15 protein-coding genes are annotated in these 20,532 nt (G+C 59.7%); 6 read left to right on the forward strand and 9 right to left on the reverse strand.

Features of this window, described 5'->3' with window-relative positions; translation table 11 throughout:
* Positions 1 to 28 precede the first annotated feature (28 nt).
* The 4 genes from IMCC20628_RS06435 to IMCC20628_RS06450 are packed head-to-tail and all read right to left on the reverse strand — an operon-like array spanning position 29 to position 4,110.
* On the reverse strand, positions 29 to 1,690 hold the full coding sequence (locus tag IMCC20628_RS06435) for a phosphoethanolamine--lipid A transferase (RefSeq protein WP_047029527.1): 1,662 nt from the start codon (positions 1,688 to 1,690) through the stop codon (positions 29 to 31).
* A gap of 55 nt (positions 1,691 to 1,745) precedes the next feature.
* Positions 1,746 to 3,116, reverse strand: coding sequence for a HAMP domain-containing sensor histidine kinase (locus tag IMCC20628_RS06440; protein ID WP_047029528.1), 1,371 nt, complete (start codon positions 3,114 to 3,116; stop codon positions 1,746 to 1,748).
* Positions 3,113 to 3,784 (reverse strand): response regulator transcription factor, encoded by a 672-nt coding sequence (locus IMCC20628_RS06445; protein ID WP_047029529.1) that lies wholly within the window; start codon positions 3,782 to 3,784, stop codon positions 3,113 to 3,115. The genes IMCC20628_RS06440 and IMCC20628_RS06445 overlap by 4 nt, the downstream gene beginning before the upstream one ends.
* 5 nt (positions 3,785 to 3,789) lie before the next feature.
* Positions 3,790 to 4,110 carry a PepSY domain-containing protein gene (locus IMCC20628_RS06450; protein ID WP_052766328.1) on the reverse strand — a complete coding sequence of 107 codons (321 nt, stop codon included), beginning with the start codon at positions 4,108 to 4,110 and terminating at the stop codon, positions 3,790 to 3,792.
* A 131-nt stretch (positions 4,111 to 4,241) separates the two neighbouring features.
* Here IMCC20628_RS06450 and IMCC20628_RS06455 point away from each other — a divergent pair, with 131 nt between their 5' ends.
* From IMCC20628_RS06455 to IMCC20628_RS06470, 4 genes are all read left to right on the forward strand, one after another.
* Positions 4,242 to 4,514, forward strand: a complete 273-nt coding sequence (locus tag IMCC20628_RS06455; protein ID WP_047029530.1) for a PepSY domain-containing protein — start codon at positions 4,242 to 4,244, stop codon at positions 4,512 to 4,514.
* Positions 4,514 to 5,095 carry a cytochrome b/b6 domain-containing protein gene (locus IMCC20628_RS06460; RefSeq protein ID WP_047029531.1) on the forward strand — a complete coding sequence of 194 codons (582 nt, stop codon included), beginning with the start codon at positions 4,514 to 4,516 and terminating at the stop codon, positions 5,093 to 5,095. The genes IMCC20628_RS06455 and IMCC20628_RS06460 overlap by 1 nt, the downstream gene beginning before the upstream one ends.
* A gap of 177 nt (positions 5,096 to 5,272) precedes the next feature.
* Entirely contained in the window at positions 5,273 to 6,679 is a 1,407-nt protein-coding gene (locus tag IMCC20628_RS06465; protein ID WP_047029532.1) for a bifunctional enoyl-CoA hydratase/phosphate acetyltransferase, read from the forward strand.
* A gap of 332 nt (positions 6,680 to 7,011) precedes the next feature.
* Entirely contained in the window at positions 7,012 to 8,541 is a 1,530-nt protein-coding gene (locus IMCC20628_RS06470; RefSeq protein ID WP_047029533.1) for a cache domain-containing protein, read from the forward strand.
* A gap of 103 nt (positions 8,542 to 8,644) precedes the next feature.
* Here IMCC20628_RS06470 and IMCC20628_RS06475 read toward each other — a convergent pair whose 3' ends face one another.
* The 5 genes from IMCC20628_RS06475 to IMCC20628_RS06495 form a co-directional block, all read right to left on the reverse strand.
* A complete protein-coding gene (locus tag IMCC20628_RS06475; protein WP_047029534.1) occupies positions 8,645 to 9,499 on the reverse strand; it encodes a universal stress protein in 855 nt (284 codons plus the stop codon).
* Positions 9,500 to 9,608: 109 nt separating this feature from the next.
* A complete protein-coding gene (locus IMCC20628_RS06480; RefSeq protein ID WP_047029535.1) occupies positions 9,609 to 11,093 on the reverse strand; it encodes a SulP family inorganic anion transporter in 1,485 nt (494 codons plus the stop codon).
* A 219-nt stretch (positions 11,094 to 11,312) separates the two neighbouring features.
* On the reverse strand, positions 11,313 to 14,792 hold the full coding sequence (locus tag IMCC20628_RS06485) for an AAA family ATPase (protein ID WP_047029536.1): 3,480 nt from the start codon (positions 14,790 to 14,792) through the stop codon (positions 11,313 to 11,315).
* Positions 14,792 to 16,096: a DNA repair exonuclease gene (locus IMCC20628_RS06490; RefSeq protein ID WP_047029537.1), complete on the reverse strand. Its 1,305-nt coding sequence runs from the start codon at positions 16,094 to 16,096 to the stop codon at positions 14,792 to 14,794. Before IMCC20628_RS06490 ends, IMCC20628_RS06485 begins: the two co-directional genes overlap by 1 nt.
* A 168-nt stretch (positions 16,097 to 16,264) precedes the next feature.
* Positions 16,265 to 16,771, reverse strand: a complete 507-nt coding sequence (locus IMCC20628_RS06495; RefSeq protein ID WP_197078404.1) for a transglutaminase-like cysteine peptidase — start codon at positions 16,769 to 16,771, stop codon at positions 16,265 to 16,267.
* A 458-nt stretch (positions 16,772 to 17,229) separates the two neighbouring features.
* On the opposite strand from IMCC20628_RS06495, the gene urtA reads away from it, so the two are divergent.
* Both urtA and urtB read left to right on the forward strand, forming a co-directional pair.
* Positions 17,230 to 18,516 (forward strand): urea ABC transporter substrate-binding protein, encoded by a 1,287-nt coding sequence (gene urtA, locus IMCC20628_RS06500; RefSeq protein WP_197078462.1) that lies wholly within the window; start codon positions 17,230 to 17,232, stop codon positions 18,514 to 18,516.
* A 63-nt stretch (positions 18,517 to 18,579) separates the two neighbouring features.
* The gene (urtB, locus tag IMCC20628_RS06505) at positions 18,580 to 20,529 is read left to right on the forward strand and encodes an urea ABC transporter permease subunit UrtB (RefSeq protein WP_047029538.1); all 1,950 of its coding nucleotides are present in this window, start codon (positions 18,580 to 18,582) and stop codon (positions 20,527 to 20,529) included.
* Positions 20,530 to 20,532: the final 3 nt, after the last annotated feature.

Raw genomic sequence — 20,532 nt, forward strand, 5'->3', positions numbered from 1 at the left:
AGCGCGCCGGGATTCCGGTCGAAAATTCTCATGGCTGGCGCCGGGAAGCGGACTGCAACTCGGCCTTGGGCGGCTTCGATGCCGCCCGACATTGAGCCGTGAGGTCAAGCGCCGGATCGTAATGCGCGGCTTCCACGCCCATCAAACCCAGAACCGTGTGAAACAGATTGTCCTGCGACACCGGATCATCCGCGTGGGTGGCGAGGCAAGCGGTGGTGCTGCCGAAAATATTGGAATGACTGTCCGACTCCCACATCAGGAACGGTATATGGGTCTGTTCCTGGGGTGCGAAGAGGTAAGGCATGCCGTGCAGGTAGAGACCCTTTTCGCCCAGCGATTCGCCATGGTCCGACATGTAGATCATCGCGGAGGCAATACGGTCTGAACGGGCTTCCAGCATGTCGATGACCTGGGCCAGCATATGGTCGACGGCGACAATGGTGTTGTCATAGGCGTTGGTGATTTCCTCACTGGTGCAGTCGGCGAATTCGGCGGTCTGGCAATCCGGCCGGAACAGCCGTTCCTCCTCCGAATAGCGGGCATAATAGGCTGGGCCGTGGCTTCCCAACTGATGCAGGACAAGGGTCGCATTGCCCTTGATCGAATCGAGCCAGGGTCCAAGCGCGTCGATCATGACCTGGTCGTGGCACTCGGTGTTGACACAAAAACGTGGGTCGTTTTCTGTTGAGAAATCCCGCTTCGAAATGCGTGTAGCCACTTCCTTGTCGCCAGTGTTGTTTTCCCACCATTCGACCGTCACGCCGGCGTGGGCGAGTACGTCCATCAGGTTTTCCTGGGCAAGTCCCTTGTCGCTCGAGTATTCGTCACGGCCATAAAGTGAGAACATGCAGGGAAGAGAGACCTCTGTCGCGGTTCCGCAGGACGAGGCGTTGCGAAAATAGACGATGTCACGTTTCTCAAGCTGAGGATTGGTTTTCCGCTCGTAGCCGTTGAGGGAGAAGTTCTGGGCACGGGAGGTTTCGCCTGCGACAATGATGGTCACCACTGGTTTGTCGGCATGGGCCAGTTGCACTCCCGGGTTGGCGTCCGGGTCGAGGGGGGCTGCGACTATGTTTTTCTCTTTTCCCTGACGAATATAGTATTTCGCCACGCTCACCATCGGCATGACCGGGTTGAGCTTCTTGATGATGATACGGTTGTTGCGCATGGTCGACGCAATGGTCGGGTACTGCCAGAACGACAGGATCAGGGCGATAAGCAGCAGCGGTACGATCAGTTTCAGGTTCGCCACCAGCTTGGAACCAAAAGTCAGATGCCGGATGCGCACCACCGCAACCAGCCCTGAAGGCAGCAGGGCGTAGATGAACATGTGGCGAAAGAACGCCGGTGTCATCAGATGTCCGGCCTCTGCGGGGGTTGTGTGAACAGCGTTGCGGATCATGTCGGTGTCTATGATGACGCCGAACTTTTGCATGAACCAGGAAGACGCGGCGGCGCTGACAATGGCCAGGATGAATATCGGCTTGGTGATGTATTTCACCGACACGCTCAGAAACAGCGCGGCCAGCAGCGCGGACATGCCGACGCAGAAAGCAACAAGTCCTTCGCGATGATCGCCAAAAGCCGTGAATATATCGGTCCAGAAGGCCGTATTGACGACGAAGATGATCCAGGCTGCGACGAGGAGACTCAAGGTGACGCTGCCGAAGACGGGTCGGTGAAAGTTCATAAAGGATATTCCTGACAATATTTTTGGTTCTGGTTGGTCTTGGCTCTGTCGGAAGTCAGGACGGAGGGTGGATAAGGGGGATGGAGACACGTGCTTCCAGTCCTCCAAGCGCTGAACTGCGCAATTCAAGCTGTCCGCCGAAGGATTCAACGATGTCACTGGAGATCGCCAGGCCAAGTCCGGCACCCAATGCCGATTGGTCCAGCCTCTGGTCCGGTTTCATCGCGCTGGCGATGCGGGCCGGATCCAGGCCGGGACCGTCATCGCCAATGCGGATGATGAGGGCGGTGGAAGATGTCTCAGTGTCCACCAGCACCCGGCTGCGGGCGAAACGAACTGCGTTTTCCGCGAGATTGCCTATGAGTTCATTGAGGTCATCGGGATCGACGGGGACGGTCGCCCTGGCGTCGACGCTACATTGCAGGTCCAGCTCTTCACCGGCCGGTGTGCGCTTGAGCGTCCGCAGAATGCCGTCGACAACCGGCTTGAGCGGCGTCTTGTCGTGGCTGCGGCCGTGGCGCAGCCGGGCGCGGGCAAGTTCGCGCTGCATATGCCGGCTCATACGCTGGGCGAGTTCGGCGATGTCATCGGCGATTTCGGTTTCACCCTTGGCGCGAAGCCGCTCGATATCGGTTTCCAGCGCCGATAGCGGTGTTTTCAGACCGTGGGCAAGATTGGCGGCCCGGTCCCGCGCCCGGCTGATTGCGGCATCCTGAGCGTCCAGCAGGGCATTGACCTCCTCGACCAGCGGCGAGACTTCGCGCGGAACGCCATCGGATTCAAGTCGCTTGCGGTCACCGGACCGAATGGCGCTGATCCCGGACAGAACGCGATAGACAGGCTTCAGGCCTTCGCCGATCTGCAGCAGAAAGCCGAGCAGCAGAACCACGCCGAGGATCGCCAGAACCGGGGCAAGGTCTCTTGCAAAACCGCTGGCCAACGCGCTGATCTCGGCCCTGTCGATGGCCACCGATACCCGCAATTTGTGATCGCCATCCGGAGCTGAAAGCAGCACCATTGATTCATGAACCAACAGTTGTGAAGCCTCGGGGCCGGTGACGTCGTGAACATGGGTCTCCCCCGGCTGCAACACGTCGCCGGGAATATCGAGAAACGTATCCCACAAGGACCTCGACCGTAGTTGCGAGCCAGCCGTGACATCGTCAACCTGCCAATACAAACCACCAAAAATGGACTGGAACCTGGGATCAACCGGCTCGCGAGCCAGCGACAGAGCCGAACCGGCATCGAGCCGCAAACCACCGGTGAGCTGGGTCAGGTGGGTGTCGAGTTCCTGGCCGACGCGGCGCTCGAGATGGCGGGCAAACAGAGCCGACAAGCTGAATCCGGTGACCAGCAGTGCCGCAGCGACAACGATGACAGCATAGGCAAAAAGCCTGAATCGCAGGGAGCGGGCAGGTTTCATGACGCCTCGACAGGCACGTCGACGATATAGCCGAAACCACGCCGCGTTTCGATGAGGGTGGACGGCAACTTGCGCCGCACACGTCCGACCAGCACTTCAATGGCGTTGGATTCGCGCTCGAAGTGGACTGACTGCAAATGTTCGGACAGTTCCTGTTGGCTCACCACACGTCCCTTGTTGAGCATCAGATAGGCAACCAGGCGATATTCCTGAGGCGATAGATTGACCGGGACGCCACGGACGCTGAGCCGCATTTGCCGTGTGTCGAGTTCTGCCTCGCCGACGATGACCACCGGGTTGGCCTGTCCGCCGGAGCGGCGGATGATGGCGCGCAACCGGGCAACCAGTTCTTCCATGCGAAAGGGTTTTGGCAGGTAATCATCGGCACCGGCATCGATCCCTTCGACCCGTTCGGTCCACGCGCCTCGGGCGGTCAGCACCAGAACAGGAAAGTCACGTCCGCCGGCGCGCCAGCGCTTGAGCACGCTCAACCCGTCCATGCCGGGCAGGCCGAGATCGAGGATGGCGGCTGCATAGGTTTCTGTGTCGCCGAGGAACCAGGCCTCTTCGCCATTGGTTTCAGTGTCGACCACATAGCCGGAAGCTTCCAGCGCACGGCTGACATCCTCCCGGATACGATCATCATCTTCGACAAGCAGAACGCGCATCAGGCTCAATCCTCGTCTTCAAGTCGGAGGATTTCCGCGGTGCGGGCATCGATTTCATACTCAAGACGGCGGCCTTCACTGTTGATGATATAGATCTCGTAAATCGGCATTTCCCGTGAGTACTCGAATTCAATTTCGACAATCCGACCTTGAATTTTCCCTTTCACCTTTTCGAGTATTTCAGTCAATTTCATGACCTCGCCGCGCTTTATGGCGGCGTCGAGACTGGCGCGCTGATGATGGTCATCGTCATCATCCGCAGAGGCGGATGCAAACACAGGTTTGATGGCTGCGAACAGCAGCAGGAGAAAGCCATATCGGTTCATGATCGCATCATCCGGGTTTCAACATGACAAAACGCTGACACTCCTCCTCAGCGGCTTGTCATGAGCGCCGTGCGAGAACAGCCAGGTCAATGGCCGGTGGCCAATATCGCACTTCTTGAAGGAGACAAAACATGAAGACCATACTCATCGCAGCAACCCTTGTCACACTGCTTGCGCCAGCCGCAGCATATGCCTCCCAGGACTGCCCCGACGTGCCGCGCGATCAGTGGATGAGCGACGCTGCCATCACCGAAAAGGCCAAGACCCAGGGCTTTGACGTACGGTCGATCAAGGTTGAGGACGGCTGCATGGAAGCCTATGCGCTCGACAAGGACGGCAAGCGCGTCGAGGTCTATTTTCATCCGGGCACCGGTGACGTGCTCAGGGTGAAGGCTGAAGACTGATGGCCGCAGTCACGACCACGATGGAAACCGGCGACACCCAGTCGCCGGCGACCGTCCGGGTGTGGGACCCGCTGGTCAGGATCTTCCACTGGTCGCTGGTCGGCTTGTTCAGCTTTGCCTTTCTCACCGGCGATGAATGGCAAGTGCCGCATGAAACCGCAGGCTATATCATTGCGGGCCTGATTGCGTTCCGCGTGCTCTGGGGTTTGGTCGGATCGCGGCACGCGCGGTTTTCGTCCTTCATCTACGGGCCGTCGACCGTAGCCGGGTTCGTTGCTGATACGGTTCGGCTGAAGGCGCATCGGTATCTGGGGCACAACCCGGCAGGCGGCTTGATGGTGCTCGGTCTGTTGCTGGCCAATTCGGTGATTTCGCTCAGCGGCTGGATGATGACGACAGACGCCTATTGGGGCGTCAAATGGGTTGGGGAACTGCATGAAGGTGCGGCTTTTGCAGCACTTGGCCTCGTCGCGCTGCATATTGGCGGAGTGGTGCTTGCAAGTTTTGAACATGGCGAAAACCTGGTTTGCGCCATGTTCACCGGTAAAAAACGTGCGGCCGGTCCCGATGACATAGCCTGAGTGTCATCGCCCCCTGATACTGAGTCTGACCTGCCAGTAGCTGACGCACTGGCGGGTCATTTTGTCTGTCTTGTATCTGTTGGAGCTGTGGGGCAAGGTCGCTTGCACGCGGGTCGTGCCCAGAACCCGGTTGCCGGGCACCCGCCGCTATCAAACGGACTGTCCTTGGAGCAACGCATGAACCTGATTGAAAACCGCACTCTTGATGAAATCGGCATTGGCGAGACTGCGGATCTCGAACGGATACTGACCCGTCAGGACATGGCGCTGTTTGCCACCGCATCAGCCGACGTCAATCCCGCCGATATCGATGCCGATGATGAGGAAGCCGCGGGTCTGCTGCAGGGCATTGCACATGGCATGTGGGCAGGCACTCTGATTTCGGCGGTTCTGGCCACGCGATTACCGGGGCCGGGAACTGTGCATCTGGGCCAGACGCTGGCCTTTCACCAGCCAGTCAGCATTGGCGACAAGATCACGGTGCGGGTTGAGGTGACCGGCGTCGACAGGAACTCGGGTCATGTCACGCTCGATTGCGCCTGTGTCAATGCAGACGGTGTGACGGTGGTGTCAGGCACCGCCGAGGTGCGCGCTCCGCGCCAAAAGATCAAACGCCCGGTCGCCCGTATGCCCTCTGCCGGACGGCATACACATGGTGTGCGGTTTGGGGCGCTGGTGGAGAAGGCCAGATCGCTTGACCCGCTGATCACCGCGATTGTGCATCCCTGCGATGATCTCAGCCTGGGCGGCGCGATTGCCGCGCGCGACGAAGGCATGATCGTACCGGTGCTTGTTGGTCCGCAAGCCAAGATCAAGGCAGCTGCCGAGGCGGCCGGACTGGATTTGCAGGGTCTGGAAATTGTTGATGCGCCGCACAGCCATGCGGCGGCCGAAATGGCCGTGGCTCTGGTGCATGAGGGGCGGGTGGGGGCCTTGATGAAGGGCAAGCTGCACACCGATGAATTGCTCTCCGCCGTGCTCGACCGGACCCATGGACTGCGCACCGAGCGGCGGTTGAGCCATGTCTTTGCGCTCGACATGCCAGGCCAGAACCGGACGCTGTTTGTCACCGATGCGGCGATAAATATTTCGCCCGATCTCGAGGCGCTCAGCGACATCGTCCAGAACGCTATTGATCTGGCGATTGCGCTGGGCGTGGAAACCCCGCTGGTGGCGCTGTTGTCGGCGGTTGAAACCGTGACCGGCAAGCTGCCGTCGACGCTGCTTGCCGCAGCGATCTGCAAGATGCATGACCGTGGCCAGATTGTCGGTGGCAAGGTGGATGGTCCGCTGGGGTTCGACAACGCCATCTCGCCGGCTGCCGTGGCGGCAAAGGGCATCGTCTCGGATGTGGCGGGCTATGCCGACATTCTGGTGACGCCCAATCTCGAAAGCGGCAACATGATCGCCAAACAGCTGATCCACTTGGCCGGCGCCTCATCGGCCGGCATTGCGCTCGGCGCCCGGGTTCCGATCATGCTGACCAGCCGGTCGGACACCGTCGACGCCCGCATTGTTTCAGCCGCGCTGGCCAAGGTGTTTTATCACTGGCGGCGGCAGAGGCCGTTGGGCTTGCCGGGGTAGGGGGCGTGTTCTGTGATCAGATTCGACTGAAAGCTGATGTCTGATGCCGTTTGATTTCGTACGGCTTTGCGAAGCGGCTGTTCGTTGAGAAAGGTTCTGGAACGACCGGGTAGTCCTATCGGATTCATTTGAATGATAACGTACATACATCAATCCATCGCGTTGCCGAATCCTTTGCACTTTCTGTTGGATGCAGTGCTGTTGCAGGTACATCACCGGGCCTTGCGAAAGTCGCATCGTTCCGTTCGGGGGATCTGTAGCAAAACCGCTATAGCCAACAAAATGCATTCTCGCTAAGCATTGCTGCTAGGCGATTTTGGAGAGGATGCTCAGTGGTCACCAAAGCGATTGCTGGTTCAGCGCGTGCTGCGATAACATTCATTATCGCAACCTTGCTCATCTATTCATTTATCGTTGGTTCCCTTGTCTATCAGGGGTTCAATGACGCGGAAGAGCGGGCCGAGGCTTCCGCAACCGCAGCTGCCAAGGCGGTGAAGATCAATACCGGGTGGATCGTTGAGGTCGCTGCGCAAGCTCTGCGGCGTATGGACTCCGCGCTTGGGCGAGATGTACAGCCCAATGATACATCGACTTTGACTAACGTAAGAGACGCTCTCGAAGGCCTGCCCGCCAGTGCCAAGGCTTACATCGTCGCGGCCGAAGGTCAGACCCTCTACACGACCGATTCCAACTTCGTAAACATCGACATTCGTGACCGAGAATATTTCTCCGCCCCGGCAGCGGGCAAGCCCTTCTTCACCTCGTCGCTTCTGATCAGTCGCCTTGATGGGAGTCAGATCTTTGCGTTCAGCCGACGGCTTGAGCGAGGTGGTGTGTTCATCGGCGTGGCAATAATTTCATTCGATGCGGCCCTGCTGGAAGACTTGCTTGAATCGCTGGACCTGGGAACTGATTCAACCATCAGTATTCTGCGCTCTGACGGAATGCTGGTTGCGCGTTACCCGCAATCGGACGCACCGGCAGACCTGAGCAAGTATGTCCTTTTCACCGATCTGCTCCCGAAAGCTGACTTTGGTGTCTACACCAGCAATTCTCCCGTCGATGGCGTACAACGAGTGGTTAGCTACCAGACGGTGCCGGGCACGGAACTTATCGCCCTGGCTTCGGTAGGGACGGCCGAAACGGTAGGTCGGTTCTGGCAACGTGTCTGGATATTCCTGGCGATCGTCATTCCGACCAGCCTGGCCCTGGCGATCTGCGCGATCTGGATCATCCGGCTCCTGCAACGGGATGGCCGTCGTCACGAAGAGCTAAGAACAGCTCTGGCCACGAATACGATGTTGTTTCGCGAGATCCATCACCGGGTCAAGAACAACCTGCAGTCGATGCAGTCGCTCGTCAGGATGCAAGATCTTCCTGAAGCCATCAAAACCGATATCCAGTTGCGGTTTGCCGCCATGTCCTCTGTCCACGAGCATATGTATAACCATGATGCCTTTGCCGCCCTTGATGCTCCGACGTTCATTGCTTCAATCACAGAATCGCTTTTTCAGGCGTATGGCTCATCGGCCAAGCTAACTCTCGACATAGATCCAGTCTCTATCAGCCATGATCGGGCGACGTCATTGGCGCTGCTGATCAATGAAGTCGTCACCAACGCCTTCAAATATGCTGATCTGGACAAGCCTGATGCTGCAATTTCCATCAGCCTCAAGCGCTTGACCCAGGGCAGGGCAAGGCTTGTCATTGCGGACAACGGGCCCGGGTTTGATATCGCAAGCGCCCGCACCGGCATGGGCACAAAAATCATCAAGGGCATGGTAATGCAACTCGGTGGATCGCATACCTATACGTTTGACGAGGGCACGGTCTTTTCCACCGAGATCAATATTGACGAGTAACCGGCACCCATTCGTCAGGACCTTCGGGTGGCGACCCCCCCCCCCCATCCAATCTGCCGAATTCAACTCATGCGATGGCCGGTGTAGTCAGGCTTTGCCGAGATCACCGCATCAACAGCACTGGCGCCTTGCAGGAGCGCAGCATTTCGGTCGTTGTCGAGCCGATGACGAAGCTGCGGATGCGGGAGTGGCCGTAGGCGCCCATAGCGACCATGGAGGCGCCGCTTTCCTCGACTCGCTGGGCCAATACCACGTCGGGCTGGCCCGACAGGATGGCGGTCTCGACGCTCAGGCCCGCGCCTTCGAGCAGGGCCTTGGCGTTTTCGAGCGCGCGTTCGGTGTCGCGGTTGCGGCTTCCGACGGTAATGACGTCGATGGTGAGGCCGGCAAACAGCGGATTGCGGGCGATGTGATCGACAACACGCTGGCTTGATGCGCCGCCATCATAGGCAATGACCGCCTTTTTGATCGGCTTGAAGGCGCGGGACGTTACAAAGACCGGCTTGTGGCTGGCGCGGATGAAGCGTTCGAGATGCGCGCCGAGGCGCAGGCTGGCGAAATCGGCTTCTTCGCCGCGCTTGCCGACCATGATCATGCTGGCAGGGCCTTCCTGCTCGATCACCGTGTCGACAATTTCGCCCATACGAAGATGGGCGCCGGCAACCTTCTGGCCAGCAGCTTCGATGATGGCGCGGGCATCGTCGAGGATGGCGCGGCCCTTGAGCTGCAACAGCTTTGCGCGCTGTTCATCGAGCGTTGACAGCTCCTCAAGCAGTGCCGTGCGTGCGCCCAGCGCAATCGAGCCGGACAGATCGGATGTGTCGCTGCCGGAGCGGCGGCCCAGCACGTGCAGCAGATCGACCTCGGCGTTCATGCGGCCTGCTGCCCAGGCCGCATGGTCGCAAACGCTCTTGGAATAGGTGGACCCGTCGACAAGGGCCAGAATGATGTTGGTCATGGTTCTTGTTCCCCTAAAGCGCGGTGCGTCCATTTGGAAGCAGCGTTCTCTCTCTTTGATCTAGGCATCTTGTCTGCAATCAGGCGATGCCGCCTGATCGCAGGATGCACTAATGCGACACCAGCTGATCCATCGCGCCGGGCTTGTCATGAATGGCAAGCCGGTCGACGATGGTCTCAGACGCTTCGTTCATGCCAACAATCTCCACCGTTGCGCCATCGCGCCGGAACTTCAATACTGCCATGTCGAGCGCCATGACGCTGGATATGTCCCAGATGTGGGCGCGGGAGACATCGATGACGATCTTTTCCAGCACTTCGCGAAAATCGAAGCCCTGCATGAAATCATCGGCGGAGGCGAAAAACAACTGGCCTTCAACGATATAGGTCCGCGTATTGCCATCTTCCGATAGGGTGGAGCGGATGCCGAACAACTGGGCGATCTTCCAGGCGAAGAACAGGCCGGACAGCAGCACGCCGACCAGAACGCCGATCGCCAGATTGTGGGTGAAGACCACGAACAGCACCGTTGCCAGCATCACCACTGAGGACGAGCGCGGATGGGTGCGCAGGTTCTTGATCGAGGACCAGGAGAAGGTACCGATCGAGACCATGATCATGATCGCCACAAGGGCTGCCATCGGGATCTGGGCAACCCAGTCGCCCAGCACAACGATGAAGAACAGCAGCATGGCGCCGGCCATGAAGGTGGAGAGCCTTCCGCGGCCGCCGGATTTCACATTGATGATCGACTGGCCGATCATGGCGCAACCGGCCATGCCGCCGATGAAGCCGGTGGCGGTGTTGGCGATTCCCTGGCCGATGCATTCCATGTTGCGGTCGGACGGGGTGTCGGTGAGATCGTCGACGATGGTCTGGGTCATCAGTGATTCGAGCAAGCCTACGGCTGCAACAGCGACCGAATAGGGCAGGATGATCAGCAGCGTTTCCAGCGTCAGCGGGATATCCGGGATCAGGAAGATCGGCAGGGTGTCAGGCAGGTCGCCCATGTCGCCGACGGTGCGCAGGTCGAAGCCGAAGAACAGGGTGACGGCTGTGAGCACGATGATGGTGACCAGCGGCGAGGGCACCGCCTTGGTGATCAGCGGAAACAGATAGATGATCGCCAGGCCAGCCGCGACCATGACATAGGTGAGCCATGGCACGCCGATGAGTTCGGGCAATTGCGCCATGAAGATCAGGATCGCCAGCGCGTTGACGAAGCCGGTCATCACCGATTTCGACACAAACCGCATGACATAGCCAAGCTTGGCCAGACCGGCGACAACCTGGATCAGACCGGCGAGCACCGTGGCTGCCAGCAGATATTCAAGCCCATGCTCCTTGACCAGCGTGACCATCAGCACCGCGGTGGCGGCGGTGGCGGCCGAGATCATGCCCGGGCGACCGCCGACGATCGCGGTGATCACGGCGATGGAGAACGAGGCATAAAGCCCGACTTTCGGATCAACGCCGGCGATGATCGAGAATGCGATGGCTTCGGGGATCAGGGCAAGGGCGACGACGAGACCCGAGAGGATGTCACCGCGGACGTTGCCGGTCCATTGCGCGAGATAGCTGTTGAACGAGATCATGGCGAGTTGGCGTCCTGTCCGGTGAAAGGATGGTTTGACGGTGCGAAGTTTGCAGAAGCGGCGCCTGCGGAGCGCATTTGCGGTCCGGCAGTCAAGCTGCCTGCAGAGTATGGAATCCAAACAAACGCATGGAGATTTGCGGGTTCGATACAGGGATAAGCCGCCGATGCCAAGCCAAGCCTGTTCGCAGGTGCAAAAAAACAGGGGAATTTAACCGGTTCAGGCGGTCAATTCGTGGATTTTGACGTCCGGACAGACGGATTTGGCGATGTCGCAGAGATGCTTGTGGTGGGTCAGGTAAATCACCTGACCGACGCCTGCCATTTCGGCAAACAGGCGAAAGGTTTCCTCTGCGCGGAAATCATCAAAGGTTTCCATGATGTCATCGGCGATGAACGGCACGGTCTGCCGCGTCTCGGCAAACTCATGATAGCCAGCGACCCGCAGCGCCAGATAGAGCTGGAAGCGGGCGCCCTTGGACATTTCGGCTGCCTGTTTGGACGAGCCGTCATTTTGAAGTGCGATCAGCAACTCGCGATCCTTGTCGGGCTGCGAGGCAAGCCCGGTGTAACGGCCACGGCTGATGATACGGACGGCGTCGGAGGCGCGCGCCATCATCGATGAGCGGTGGCGTTCGCGGTAGAGCGTCAGCGCCTGTTCCATGGCGATGATCCCGGCGGACAGTTTCAGATAGCGCTCGGCGCCCTCGGTAATGGCCAGAAGTATGGTCTTGCGCTGTTGCTCAATGCGGGCAACGGCATCGTCACCGCCGACGGCGTTGAGGTCTGCCGTGGCGCGGGTGCGTGCGGCGTAGAGTTCCTGGACATCGGCATCGAGCGTTTCGAGCGTGGCTTCGAGCTCCAGCTTTTCCGCGTTCAGGCTGGCCGGCTCGCTGGCTTCGAGCTGCGCCTGCGCCTCTTCATATGACGCTGCGTCGAGGCTTGCCCGGATTTGGTCGCGGATTTCGTCCACCCGCTCGGCAAGCGCCTTGCGCTCCAGCGCCCGGTCCACACATAACGCCGCCTCGGTCAGCGTCTCGGCGTTGAGAGCAGTCAGCATCTCGGTCTTTCTGGCACTATGAGCGGCATGGGCCTCCGATTGCGCCCGCTGCCGCTCGACCGCCGCCTCGATCTGTGCGGTTAGAGTGTCATGGCGGGATTGCGCGGTCTGCGCTCCAGCCAGACGCTCGCTCAGTTGCCGTGCCAGCGCGGATACGGGGACCTCGGTGGGGTCGATCCCTGCGTCGCGGGCAATATCGGCGAGGGCTGCGGCGTAATCGGCCTGATCGCGCTCCATCTTGGCTACGCGGTCGGCAAGGCCGGTGCGGTCATGGATCGCGGTGCCGAGTTCGGTCAGCAAAGGCAGCGCCTCGCGCACTTCGGCTGCGGTTGCGGCCCGGTCTGATTGGCCAAACCAGCTGCCGCTGCAGGCAGTTTTCCAGGCCAGCAACCAGGCCTGCAGCTCGTCTTCAGCGGTGCGCAGCTCGAGCTGGCGTGTTTTAAGCATGCGTTCCTGGGTCGCAACGATCTGGCGCTGGGCGTCGAGCCGGGTTTCGCGGCTGACCAGGTCCTGTGCCTGTGCGATCAGCACGTCAAAATCCTCGGCGTCAGAGGCCTCAACGCCGAGCGGCGCCAGTGCCTTGAGCAGCCGATCGGTTGCAGCTTTTTGATCCTGGGTGGCGATGTCGCGTTCGCTGACGCGGGCGCGCAGTTCCTGATCGGCTTCCAGTGCCAGTTCCCGCAAGCCAAGCCAGCTCTCGAGCGCGTCGTGGTGCATGTCTGTGGGTAATTTTTCCGACAGGTCGGCAAGCACTGCGACGATTTGGTCGAGCAGGTTGGCGCGGCTGGTTTCGATCGTGGTTTTTGCTGTGGTCGCGCCTTCAAGCTCAGACCGGGTGATGGCGATCTGCACCGAAAGCTCGTTGAGCTTGGCGACGTCGGCCTGATGGGCGGCGCGCTTGTCGGCGGCCGCGTCATAGGCCTGCATGGCAGCCTCGAACGCCTTGGCCGTGGCGGCGTCGAGAACCGATGCGTGTTGCGCCCAGGCCGCGTCGCGGGCGGCGCGCAGGGCTTCGATTTCACCTGTCGACAGCAAGGCCCGCGACTGGGCGATGGCCCCGGCTTCGGCCTCGTTGCGCCTGAGCGACTGGGTGAGGCGGCCAATGTCTGCTTCGGCCTTCTCAAAGTCGCGGGCTGTGGCTTCGAGATCGGTCTTCCAGCCGCGGAGCGTGGTGGCCGAAGGCGGGCGCATGGCGCTTAGGTCGCTAATGTCGCCCAGCCAGGGCGCGAGCGCCTGCAGCCGCGCTGCGCATTTGTCTTTCGCCGGACCGATGGCGCGCTCGGCGGCTTGCTTGCGCAGCCGATGGTCGTCATTGCGCACAGCGGTCAGGGTTTCGGTCAAAGCCGCAATCTGTGCAGGCCGGCGCTCGGATGTCGTGTCCGCACCGTTGCCCCCGACACTTTCCAGCTGGGCTCGCGCCTCATCACAAGCGGCCTTTGCGTCCGCCGCCTCTTTCCGCGCTGCCGCCAAGCGGACATCAAGGCTTGAGCGTGTATCGATGAGTTCGCGCAAGGCTGCGGTGCGGGCGGTGTCGAGCAAAACATTTTCGGCTTTGCCGCTTTGTCCGAGCCGCGCCAGCAATTGTTCGATGTGGCCTTCCATGCGGCCCAGCGCCAGCCGACGTTCGGGAAGGTCCTGCTCGGCGGTGTCGTGGCGGGTGCGCAACCGGTCGAGATCGTTGATCCGGCCCTGTAGCGCCAGGATCTGGTCATCGACGGCGCTGGCGTCAAGTTCGGTGGTCAGGCGCTCGATCTCATCGTTCAATGCACTGCGACTGGCTTCGAGTGTCGCGTCATCGTCGCGCAACCGGCCGATCTGGCCGCGCCAGTCCGGCGCCACGTCCGGCAGGCCGGACAGCGGTTCGATCTGCTGGTGCAATCGGTCGAGTTCGCCCAGGCGGGGCAGGGCAGCCAGCAGCCGGTTTATCGCAGCAAGGCGGGCCGAGACGCGCCGCCGTTCGGTGCTTGCCTCGACATGCCGCGCGCTGGCCTCTTCGAGACCCTTGGTCAGCTGGGCATATCGGCTGGCCTGGGTATCGATCCTGTCGCGTTCGGCTTTCAGCTCAGTCAGCTCTGACTTGAGCCCGGCCAATTGTCCCGACCGTGACCGGTATTTGTAAAACGTGTCGGTCTCGGTCCGGATTTTGCCGAGCTGTTGCGAGAGATCGCCAAGCCCGGCGCTGGCTGAAAACAGCAATTCGCCGAGATCGCCACGGCTGGCAAGGATGCTTTCGCCGCCCTGTTCGAGGGTCTCGTCATCCAGCGAAAACATCGTCCGGTAGCCGTCCCGGCCAAGACCGCCGAGACCGGCGAGCAGGGAAGTTTCCGGTATTTGCTGGTCACGGCCGTCGAACAGGCTGTTTTGAGGGCGTTTGATGCGGACGAATTCGCGGGTTTCGCCATCAATGTCGATGGAAGCACCAATGCGCATGGTCGGGTAGGGATGCAGGAAATTGTAGCTGCTTTGCGCCCCAATGCCGAACAGCAGGTCGAGCCAGCCATTGAACAGGGTGGATTTTCCGGCCTCGTTGGGGCCGTAGACAATGTGCAGATCCGGCTTGCCATCGCTAGGCGATCCGAAATCGATGACATGATCGGTGAACTTGCCGTAGCGGGTCAGGTCGAGGCGGTTGAGGCGCATCAGGCGGTCTCGCTCCCGGCGCCGGTTGCCGGATCGCCTTGCAGACGTGCCAGCACATCTTCAGCGCCTTCGCGGGCCAGTTTTTCGAGCGTCTCGCTGGTCCCGGTTTCGTCGGTTCCGAGCAGGTCGCGAAGCTCGGTGGGGAGTTGTGCCTGCAGTTGCTCAGCCAGTGTGGTGAGTGCCGCCGCATAGCCGCCAGAGCCCAAAATGTCGGTCTGCATCAGTGTCCGGAGTTCGTGCAGGGGATCGGTGGAGGCCGGGCCTTCGGATCTCGGCGGGACACAGTCGATTTCGATTTTCTCGATCCAGACCGCACCGATGCGTGCTGCACGGTCCTGAGCTTCGGTCATCAGCAGATCGGCATCGCGGCGCATGCGCCAGGCCAGGTCCGTGGCGCCGGAAAAACCGAGCCGCACCACAAGTTCAGGCGTGGTTGAATTGGCACGGGCCTGTTTCAGTGCATCGGTGATTTTCTCGGCCAGATCGCTCCATTCAGTGCTGCCTTCAGCGACTATAGTGACCCGGGCGAATTCGGCCAGCGCGGTCTGGCGTTCTTCCAGGCTGACTGTGCCGTCGTCTGTGATCGACACCAGTGTAACCGATTTGGCGCCACCCTCGTTGATGTCGCGGCCTTGCGGCATGCCGGGCATGACCACGACATTTCTGTTGGCGGCATCCGGTCTCGTGACCACGGAGCGTTTGTGAATATGGCCGAGCGCCCAATAGTCGTAGCCGGTGGCGTGCAGGTCGGTCGGACTGCAGGGCGCATAGGAATCATGGCCGGGCGCGCCGCCAAGACTGGTGTGCAAAATTCCGATGTTGATGGCATCGGGCACGGCTTGCCTGTATTTCGGAAGCAGGCTTTCGGGCGCGGTCGGATTGGCGAAACTCAATCCGTGGATGGCCACCGGCTTTTCGCCCGGAGCCCGGTCGATCAGCACATGTTCGGGCCGCCCGCCGAACAGTTTGACCAGATCCGGCAGTACCAGTTCCTTGGAAACCCTGGACAGGGCGTCATGATTTCCGCGGATGATGAAGGTGCGGATTTCGGCTGCGGATAGACGGCGCAGTTCCTCGGAGAGAAACCGGGCGGTTTTCATCGAGGTCTGGTCGCCGTCATAGAGATCGCCGGCTATGACAAGCGCGTCAACGCCTTCGGCGATGCACAGGTCGATGATGGCGCTGAACGCGGACCGCGTTGCCGCACCGACGAGGCTGGCAAGCTCGGGATCGCGCAAGGCTAGCGACTTCAGCGGCGAATCAAGGTGGATGTCAGCGGTGTGAATGAAACGATAGGCGGCGATCGGCGGCTCCTCCGGCTTTGTCTTTGCCGTTCAAGCTGTTGAGGAGTGCAGGCATAGCACAACTGACTGCTGTCACCACGCAATTTTCACGATCTCAGACAGTCCCTGATTGCGGGGCCATCCCAATTTATTCGGAGCGCCAAACAGATGGCTGCACCCGCCTTCGGATCAGGGTTTCTTGCCGGTCTTGCCGGTGATTTTCAACCAACGGCCGCCATGGTCGGGGGACTGGATCTTGCGAAAGCTCATCCGCGCTGACTGGACAGGAGTGACCTCGTCATTGAGGTTGTCGAGCACATAGTCGCCATCCCGGGTTCTGACCACAAGCACCGTGTGGGCCTCGCTGCCGCTATAGCCCATGGTTAGAAGCAGTTGCGAGGAGTTATAGCCTCTGCGCAACAATTTGGAGCGCTTGGCGAGTGCGAAATCTTCGCAGTCTCCTGAACGGGCTTTTTCTGTCCAGAACTCCCTGCGGCCGAAGGCTGTCTTGTCTGATGTCGGTTTGATCGCCCGGTTCACTGCAAGGTTGACGCTGCTCAACACACCCATGCGGGCGGATGGCAGGTTGGAACTGGCGGACCGGTTGCGGCAGTCCGATGCATTGCGGGAACAGTACTCCACATGGCCGTAGGGCCGGGAGGTTTCCTTTCCGGTCTTGAGCCAGGTTGATGCCATGCAAGGTGCCATCAAAGAAAACAGTGCCGCGATAGCGGCAAGCAAGAAAAAAGGCGTGGTCATGTGTACGACGGTGCTCCTAGATTGCCGGTTGTTGGCACAGTCATGCGACATCAACCGAGGACTTAAGAATTGGCGTCTGTAAAATGCATAAGAAGTGAAAAAACCTGTGTATGCAAGGGTGGGCTGGGGATAAGGCCTCATTCAGTGACTTGGCAGCAGGATGGCTTTGCTTCCGGGCACAACATTTTGCACCACAATTTCTGCGATGAAGTGGTGTCTAATAATTAGTCAATGCACATAAATTGGGCGAAATTGTGAAACGGTGGAGCCCGCCAGCCGTGATGCGCGGCCGCGAAACCTTTAAAAGTCCTTAATTTCTGGCTCAAAGCCCAACTGGCAAGGTGCTTGCATTGCTCAGCTCCGTGGACATAAACAGCACGGAGGCTGACATGACAATTACCACCAAATTGCGGATCGCAGGGGCGGCAGCATTTCTTACTTCATCCATTTTGACCCACTCGGCATATGCCGCGGACGACACCATCAAGATCGGTGTGTTGCACTCGCTTTCGGGAACGATGGCGATCTCGGAAACAACTCTTAAAGACACCATGCTGATGCTGATCGAGCATCAGAACGCCAAGGGCGGCGTTCTGGGCAAGCAGCTTGAAGCGGTCGTGGTCGATCCGGCTTCGGACTGGCCGTTGTTTGCGGAAAAGGCCCGCGAACTGATGACAGTGCAGAACGTCGATGTGATGTTCGGCTGCTGGACCTCGGTGAGCCGCAAGTCGGTTCTGCCGGTGATCGAAGAGCTCAACGGCCTGCTGTTCTACCCGGTTCAATACGAGGGCGAAGAATCCTCGAAGAACGTCTTCTATACGGGTGCCGCACCAAACCAGCAGGCGATTCCGGCAACCGATTACTTCCTTGAAGAACTCGGTGTCGAGAAATTTGCGCTGCTGGGTACCGACTATGTCTACCCGCGCACGACCAACAAAATTCTTGAGCAATATCTCAAGGACAAGGGCATCGCGGCTGAAGACATTTTCGTCAATTACACGCCGTTTGGTCATTCCGACTGGTCCAAGATCGTAGCCGACGTTGTTGCACTTGGCGCCGACGGCAAAAAGGTTGGCGTGATCTCGACCATCAATGGTGACGCCAATATCGGCTTCTATAAGGAACTCGCTGCTGCCGGTATTTCGGCTGACGACATTCCTGTCGTGGCCTTCTCGGTGGGTGAAGAGGAACTCTCCGGTCTCGACACCACCAATCTGGTCGGCCATCTCGCAGCCTGGAACTATTTCCAGTCCGCCGATGCCCCGGCCAATGCCGAATTCATCAAGGAATGGAAATCCTATGCTGGAGAAGAGCGGGTTACCAACGACCCGATGGAAGCCCATTACATCGGTTTCAACATGTGGGTTAACGCGGTGGAAGCCGCCGGTACCACTGATGTCGATGCGGTTCGCACCGCCATGTACGGGCAGAAGTTCCCGAACCTGACCGGTACGGAAGCAGAAATGCTGCCGAACCATCACCTGACCAAGCCGGTTCTGATCGGCGAAATCCAGGATGACGGCCAGTTCGACATCATCAGCCAGACCGAGCCGGTTCCCGGCGATGCCTGGACCGATTTCCTGCCTGAATCTGCAGTGCTGGAATCGAACTGGAAAGACCTCGAGTGTGGCATGTACAACACCGAGACCAAGACCTGCGTGCAGCTCAATTCCAATTATTGATCTCTGACACGGGAAGGGGGCCTTTTGGCCCCCTTCCGCCTTTTCAATCGGTTTTGATTTCCCATGCACCGCATATTTCTTATCGTTTTTGCCGCGTTGATCGTGCTCGCACCTGCCCATGCGCAGGAAGGCGGCCTCAATGCGCTTCTCGAAACCCATCGCGCCAAGATCGAAAAGCCGTCGCGCACCACCATCAGCCCAGTTCTTGACGCGCTGGTTGAGAGCGGGCTGCCAAGTGTTGCAGTGTTTTTGGAGAAATGGCGGGAGAAGGATCTCTGGCAACGCGAATCCGATGGACGATTCTTTTTCGTCAGGAAAGCCGATGGCGGCAAGCTGATGCTGATCGATGTCGACAGCGGCGCCGAAGCCGGATTGGTTGACAAGAGTGAACTCGACAATCTCAAGCCCAACAGTGGCGTGCGTGGTGTGATTGCTGCAGCACTGGTTCAATTTCAACTGTCCGACCCGGATCCGGAGCGACGTTTGCAGGCGCTGATGGCGCTGGAGCGCGACGCCAATCAATCACATCTGAGCATCCTGCGGGCGGCGATCGAAGCGGAAACCGTCCCGGCGATCAAGGCACGTAAGGAGCGGCTGCAGCGGCTGCTGACCATCAAGTTCGGCAGCGATCAGGCCACCCGCGTTGCTGCAATCAAGAGTTTTGCAGGAGACCCCGGCGTCGATGCCCGCGCGGCGCTCAATCCGTTGCTGGCCAGCAATGTTGCGGTTTTTGATGCGAAGCCTGAAGGCGTCAATGTCGCCAGACTGCTCACTCCAGGCAGCGACATCGAAATCGATGCCGCCTATCAATTGCTGGTCGATGCCGGCAAAGCGAGACCGATTGTTCCGCTCACCGATCGCAAGCATGCGCTGATTGCCAATATCAAGGATGGCGCGGTTGGCGGTGTTCTGGTGGCCGAGCTGGTCACGCAAGAGGCGCGCGACCGGGCCTATCTGGCACTGGCCGCCACGGAAACCGTTCCGCCGTTGGTGAGCCGGCAGGAACAGCGCGCTGCCGTTGCCGATCATGTGTTTGCGGAAGTCTACTCAGAACCCGATCCGGTGCTGACCACCGCTGCGCGGGAGACGCTGGCCGATATCAGCGGCACCGTCGGATTTTACCAGTTTGTCGACCTGGCCATGGACGGGCTGTCGCTGGCGTCGATCTACTTCCTCGCGGCTATCGGGCTGGCCATCACCTTTGGAGTGATGGGCGTCATCAACATGGCGCATGGCGAGTTCATCATGATCGGTGCTTATACCGGCTATGTGGTGCAGCAGATCATTCCGAATTACACCGTGTCGATCATTGTAGCGCTGCCGCTGGCCTTTGCGGTGGCGTTTCTGGCCGGCGTGGCGCTGGAACGGCTGGTGATCCGGCATCTGGCGCACCGGCCGCTGGAAACGCTGTTGGCCACCTTCGGCATTTCGATCGCGCTGCAGCAGATCGCCAAGAACATCTTTGGCACCCAGGCGCGGCCACTGACCTCGCCGTCCTGGCTCGATGGCGCCTGGGTGCTCAACGACGTGGTCTCGATAAGCTATATCCGCATCGCCATCTTCGTCCTGGCGCTCGCCTTTCTGGGGCTGCTGCTGTTCATCCTCAACCGCACCAGGCTCGGGCTCGAAGTCCGCGCGGTGACGCAGAATCCGCGCATGGCCTCGTCGATGGGGATCAATCCGGACCGCATCAACATGCTGACCTTCGGGCTTGGTTCCGGCATTGCCGGGATCGCCGGTGTTGCCATCGGGCTGTTTGCGAAAGTGACCTCGGAGCTTGGCTCGGGCTATATCGTCCAAAGCTTCATGACCGTGGTGGTCGGCGGTGTCGGCAATATCTGGGGTACGCTGGCAGGTGCGGGGATGATCGGCTCGCTGCAGAAAGTGATCGAGTTCTTTAATCCGTCCAACACGCTGGCGGCGCAGACCTACATGATCATCTTCATCATCATTTTCATTCAGTTCCGACCCAAGGGCATCATCGCTCTCAAGGGCCGTGCGGCGGGGGATTAGGCC

The sequence above is a fragment of the Hoeflea sp. IMCC20628 genome (assembly GCF_001011155.1).
Lineage (GTDB): Bacteria > Pseudomonadota > Alphaproteobacteria > Rhizobiales > Rhizobiaceae > Hoeflea.

Coding starts and splice junctions, on each gene's coding strand:
- IMCC20628_RS06460 (WP_047029531.1), top strand. CDS start 4,514: ATGGCCGCAGTCACGACCACGATGGAAACCGGCGACACCCAGTCGCCG.
- IMCC20628_RS06435 (WP_047029527.1), bottom strand. CDS start 1,690: ATGAACTTTCACCGACCCGTCTTCGGCAGCGTCACCTTGAGTCTCCTC.
- IMCC20628_RS06475 (WP_047029534.1), bottom strand. CDS start 9,499: ATGACCAACATCATTCTGGCCCTTGTCGACGGGTCCACCTATTCCAAG.
- IMCC20628_RS06465 (WP_047029532.1), top strand. CDS start 5,273: ATGAACCTGATTGAAAACCGCACTCTTGATGAAATCGGCATTGGCGAG.
- IMCC20628_RS06440 (WP_047029528.1), bottom strand. CDS start 3,116: ATGAAACCTGCCCGCTCCCTGCGATTCAGGCTTTTTGCCTATGCTGTC.
- urtB (WP_047029538.1), top strand. CDS start 18,580: ATGCACCGCATATTTCTTATCGTTTTTGCCGCGTTGATCGTGCTCGCA.
- IMCC20628_RS06495 (WP_197078404.1), bottom strand. CDS start 16,771: ATGGCATCAACCTGGCTCAAGACCGGAAAGGAAACCTCCCGGCCCTAC.
- IMCC20628_RS06485 (WP_047029536.1), bottom strand. CDS start 14,792: ATGCGCCTCAACCGCCTCGACCTGACCCGCTACGGCAAGTTCACCGAT.
- IMCC20628_RS06445 (WP_047029529.1), bottom strand. CDS start 3,784: ATGCGCGTTCTGCTTGTCGAAGATGATGATCGTATCCGGGAGGATGTC.
- IMCC20628_RS06455 (WP_047029530.1), top strand. CDS start 4,242: ATGAAGACCATACTCATCGCAGCAACCCTTGTCACACTGCTTGCGCCA.
- IMCC20628_RS06450 (WP_052766328.1), bottom strand. CDS start 4,110: ATGAACCGATATGGCTTTCTCCTGCTGCTGTTCGCAGCCATCAAACCT.
- IMCC20628_RS06480 (WP_047029535.1), bottom strand. CDS start 11,093: ATGATCTCGTTCAACAGCTATCTCGCGCAATGGACCGGCAACGTCCGC.